This is a genomic window from Endoryza foliicola (assembly GCF_050589245.1).
GTDB lineage: Bacteria > Bacteroidota > Bacteroidia > Chitinophagales > Chitinophagaceae > Endoryza > Endoryza foliicola.
The window spans coordinates 1-3,690 of record NZ_JBOBEW010000017.1 but is presented as its reverse complement, the minus strand read 5'-3'; the positions used below and the strand labels follow the sequence as shown (position 1 = coordinate 3,690).

General features: G+C 35.3%; 4 protein-coding genes. 2 read left to right on the top strand and 2 right to left on the bottom strand.

All coding sequences use genetic code 11. The features are described from left to right. Positions 1 to 48 precede the first annotated feature (48 nt). The gene (locus tag ACQ2HE_RS19710) at positions 49 to 1,095 is read left to right on the top strand and encodes an RHS repeat domain-containing protein (protein WP_430902496.1); all 1,047 of its coding nucleotides are present in this window, start codon (positions 49 to 51) and stop codon (positions 1,093 to 1,095) included. Between the two features lie 4 nt (positions 1,096 to 1,099). Beyond that, the gene (locus ACQ2HE_RS19705; RefSeq protein WP_430901872.1) at positions 1,100 to 1,891 is read left to right on the top strand and encodes a hypothetical protein; all 792 of its coding nucleotides are present in this window, start codon (positions 1,100 to 1,102) and stop codon (positions 1,889 to 1,891) included. Between the two features lie 345 nt (positions 1,892 to 2,236). On the opposite strand, the gene ACQ2HE_RS19700 is transcribed toward ACQ2HE_RS19705, so the two are convergent. After that, positions 2,237 to 2,548: a hypothetical protein gene (locus tag ACQ2HE_RS19700; protein WP_430901870.1), complete on the bottom strand. Its 312-nt coding sequence runs from the start codon at positions 2,546 to 2,548 to the stop codon at positions 2,237 to 2,239. A 6-nt stretch (positions 2,549 to 2,554) separates the two neighbouring features. Further along, the gene (locus tag ACQ2HE_RS19695) at positions 2,555 to 3,547 is read right to left on the bottom strand and encodes an RHS repeat domain-containing protein (protein WP_430901868.1); all 993 of its coding nucleotides are present in this window, start codon (positions 3,545 to 3,547) and stop codon (positions 2,555 to 2,557) included. Positions 3,548 to 3,690 lie beyond the last annotated feature (143 nt).

Sequence of the window (3,690 nt, the reverse complement as noted above, 5' to 3'; positions counted from 1 at the left end):
TGTAGCTTTAGGGTAGTTCTTTGAGTTAGAAGCAGCCCTCCGTTCGGGATGTTGATGCCAAACCGCTCTTATACCGTCGGAAGCCAGTTTAGGTATGGGTTTAATGGGAAGGAGAATGATAATGACGTGAAAGGCCTCGGAAATCAGCAGGACTACGGCATGCGGATTTATGATCCGAGACTTGGAAAGTTTTTGAGTGTGGACCCGCTAGCATCAGAATACCCAATGCTAACACCATATCAATTTGCATCAAATAGACCAACTGTTGCGATAGATTTAGATGGCGGAGAAGCTGAAGATACTAACGAAAAAGTAAAAGAAAGCGATATTCCAAAAGATAAGCACGAAAAGGTAAGTGTTCCTTATGTAGCATTTAAGATTTTCTTAAACTCCGGTCATCAAGCAGCAGCAAATAATTTCGCTAGTGAAAGAGAAAAACAGCCGGGGGTGATAGGTGTCGTAACTTTCGATTATGATGATTTTAATACTGTAGCGGTAACATATGTAAAATACAATGTAATAGTTGTTCAACCAAATGGTGCAAATTCTTATGAAACTAGAATTAAAGTAACATATTCAATATTCAGAGCAGATAAGTTTTTAGGAGAATCAAAGCAAATTGATATTTCGGAAGAAGATTTCTTCTCAAAACCAAAACATATGCTTTTCAGTCCACAGGTAATTTATATGCCCTTACCTGGATTGGGAACTGCTGGGAAGGCAGGACAATACATACAAGCATCACAATCAATTGGCAAATTTGGTGCTTTACAATATGCGGCAAAGTATGGTGTCAAAGCATATAAAGAATTGCGAGGGGTTATACGAGGTGCTGGTGCGGAAGCCCATCACCTAATTGAAAAAAGGTTTGCAAAATTGTTTCCTGAATTCGGACATGTTTCTGAGCGGCCTTCTATAATTCTGACTAAAGCTGAACACATTAAGTTTACAACAATGTGGAGGCTTGAAGTTGGATATAAAAACTCAAGTACTGCAGTTAATACAGCTACTGTGACGGCAGATCAAGTAAGGGCAATCGCTAAAAGCATTTACAAAGATTACCCTGAGATTTTAAAAGCATTAGGATTAAATTAAATTTATGAGAATTTCTTATTCAGCTTTTCACGATTGGTCTTTTAAGCAAGTTGATATTCTTAAGCATAAAGGGGTTGAGTGCAAAGAAGGGTATTCAAAAATAGTTTTCGATAAAAATAGTTTTAGTTCGTCCATAATCAGTCTACTAGATGAATGGAAAGTAAAGTATTTTGTTGCAACTGATTTTGAGAAAAAGGATTATTTGAGTAGTGATTATTTTGTTTACGTTGGCTTATGGGAAAATGGATATCCTCAACCTGAAGACGTTGAGGGATATGTTAATGCCGTTTATGATACTAAAAACTTATGTCGAAAATGCGGAATTGGAGCCATTCAAAAAAGCAGTTTCACTTTAAAAAGAGAACCTTTATGGAAAAAAAGAAAACTATTTGAATTGATATGGGTTTTGGATGAAATTTTCGTTGAAATTGATTTTTATGGGAATATTTTTAAGCCGTTGGGGATTGCTTGTAAAAATGTAAAACTCTTAAACAAAAGTGGGGTTGCTTCAAACGTAGTTCAATTAGTAATTCCACAAACCAAAACCACACTTAATTTAGAAGCCACACAATATGAGATGTGCACAGTGTGTAATTCAAAAAAATATAGTCCGCAAATTGAAGGTTTTTTTCCGAAATTCAAAGATGCTGAAAACTTAAATTATGATATTTTTAAAACTACCGAATTTTTTGGAAGTGGCGCAGAAGCTCACAATAAAATAATTGTAAGTAAAAAATTAAGAGATATGCTTTTCGATAATTTACAATATGTCAAGTCTTGGCCAGTCTTGAAATGATCTAATTGAAAGAACACCAGATGTTGATTTCTCAAAGGAACGAAAACGAAAAAATGCATTGGTTAAAATCATAAACTTAATGCCTACTCAAAAACGAATGAATGATCTATTGGACAGCAAAGTGAAGCTGTAAAAAAGCAAAACCCGTAAGGGGCTCTGTCATTTATGCGTCATTCATTACATAATCATATATTTTTTTTGTTATTACATTACGGTCAGTTGTGCTTTTAGGACCAACGGAATTACACCTTTATGTTCATTATGATGCCATACTCAATTTGCTGTGGTTGTGCATTGTGTAATCGTATCAACAATAACTGACTAATAACTAAAAGTAATGTAAAGTTATACAGTTAACTTGCATTGCAATGCATCGGAATAATAACTGACTTTTGAGCCATTGGGAATCAATAACTTCAATTCCTTTGCAAAACTTAAACCAGCGTCATCTAGAATTTTAATATTGGTGTCTTTATCTTCCTTGGAAAGGTGTGCCTTTATAAAATTAAACTGGTTGTAAGCTGATAACCATTCGCAAAAAATCTTGATAAATTCAACCGGCAAATTTAGTTCTGAATATTCGATTTCTCCAAGATATTCGTCCCTAATTCCTGTTGTATTCATTTCAGCATCAACTATTATATATTTGTATTTCATGTTCTATTATTGCCCTTTAAATGGCCTAAAAAGCCGATGGTCGACCACACCCTTTTCAGTTGCTCCGATTTCATAGAACCCTATCTTACCATTACTTTCTCCTAAATATTTAAACATTAGATATCCGCCTTTCTTTTTTTCCATAATACCATTTTCAACAATTATCTTGTCAAATGAGTAAGGAAATAAGTGCCCATCAGGTTGAGCTACTGCCCTGAGTCGAACCTTAGGATCATATTTAAACTCACTTATCGGAATCTCATTTTTCCCTTTATTTTTACCGATCTTAAATCCTTTAAATGCGTTAAAAAATTGCCCACCAATTTCAATCCATGCTAAAGCCTGCAATTCCGATTTTAATTTTTCGGAAGAATAACCAACTGTATAAAGAGCTTTTTCAAAAACATAATTTGAATACAATTCATAATAGTTCGATTTTTTACCCCCTACCTCTCTTGTGAAGGTACCCCAAGCACCAAAATTTCCAAAATTTTCATTGTTTATTTCAATGGTTCTTTCTTGCAGATTCGGAGTAACTATGGCTATTCCATTGTTATCATATTCCACATTAAAACTAATTGCCTCGTAATAATGCAATTTGTCTTCTTTTATATAACCACCCCAATGCACTTTGTTTGCCCAATCTAAAGCAAGTTCATTATTAGACATCGTTGTGCCGAAGATATGCCGCTCTTTATTTTCCTTAATTCTTTTTTCTTTTTCAACTTCCTCTGTTTTGTTTTTGTTTTGACTACCTTCTAATCCATCTATATCAATTGCTAAAATAGGGCAATTCCCAGCGAATTGGAAGGGGGTGTAAAACGGATATTTTTTTGTCAACGGATCCACACTCAAAAACTTCCCAATTCTCGGATCATAAATCCGCATTCCATAATCCTGCTGATTTCCGAGGCCTTTCACGTCATTATCATTCTCCTTCCCATTAAACCCATACCTAAACTGGTTTCCGGCGGTATAGGAGCGGTTGGGCATCAACATCCCGAACGGAGGGCCGCATCTAACTCAAAGAACTACCCTAAAGCTACGCTGCTTTTTTGACATTTTAAAGTCTGGCTGATGATTGTTTCCAGAGTATTTGTTACTGCTTTTTCAGCAAGTCGTGCATCTTTTCAATGGCTTGA

Bases quoted from the DNA above. Each gene is read 5' to 3' on its own strand.
- ACQ2HE_RS19700 (WP_430901870.1), bottom strand. From the start codon at position 2,548: ATGAAATACAAATATATAATAGTTGATGCTGAAATGAATACAACAGGA.
- ACQ2HE_RS19710 (WP_430902496.1), top strand. From the start codon at position 49: ATGTTGATGCCAAACCGCTCTTATACCGTCGGAAGCCAGTTTAGGTAT.
- ACQ2HE_RS19695 (WP_430901868.1), bottom strand. From the start codon at position 3,547: ATGTTGATGCCCAACCGCTCCTATACCGCCGGAAACCAGTTTAGGTAT.
- ACQ2HE_RS19705 (WP_430901872.1), top strand. From the start codon at position 1,100: ATGAGAATTTCTTATTCAGCTTTTCACGATTGGTCTTTTAAGCAAGTT.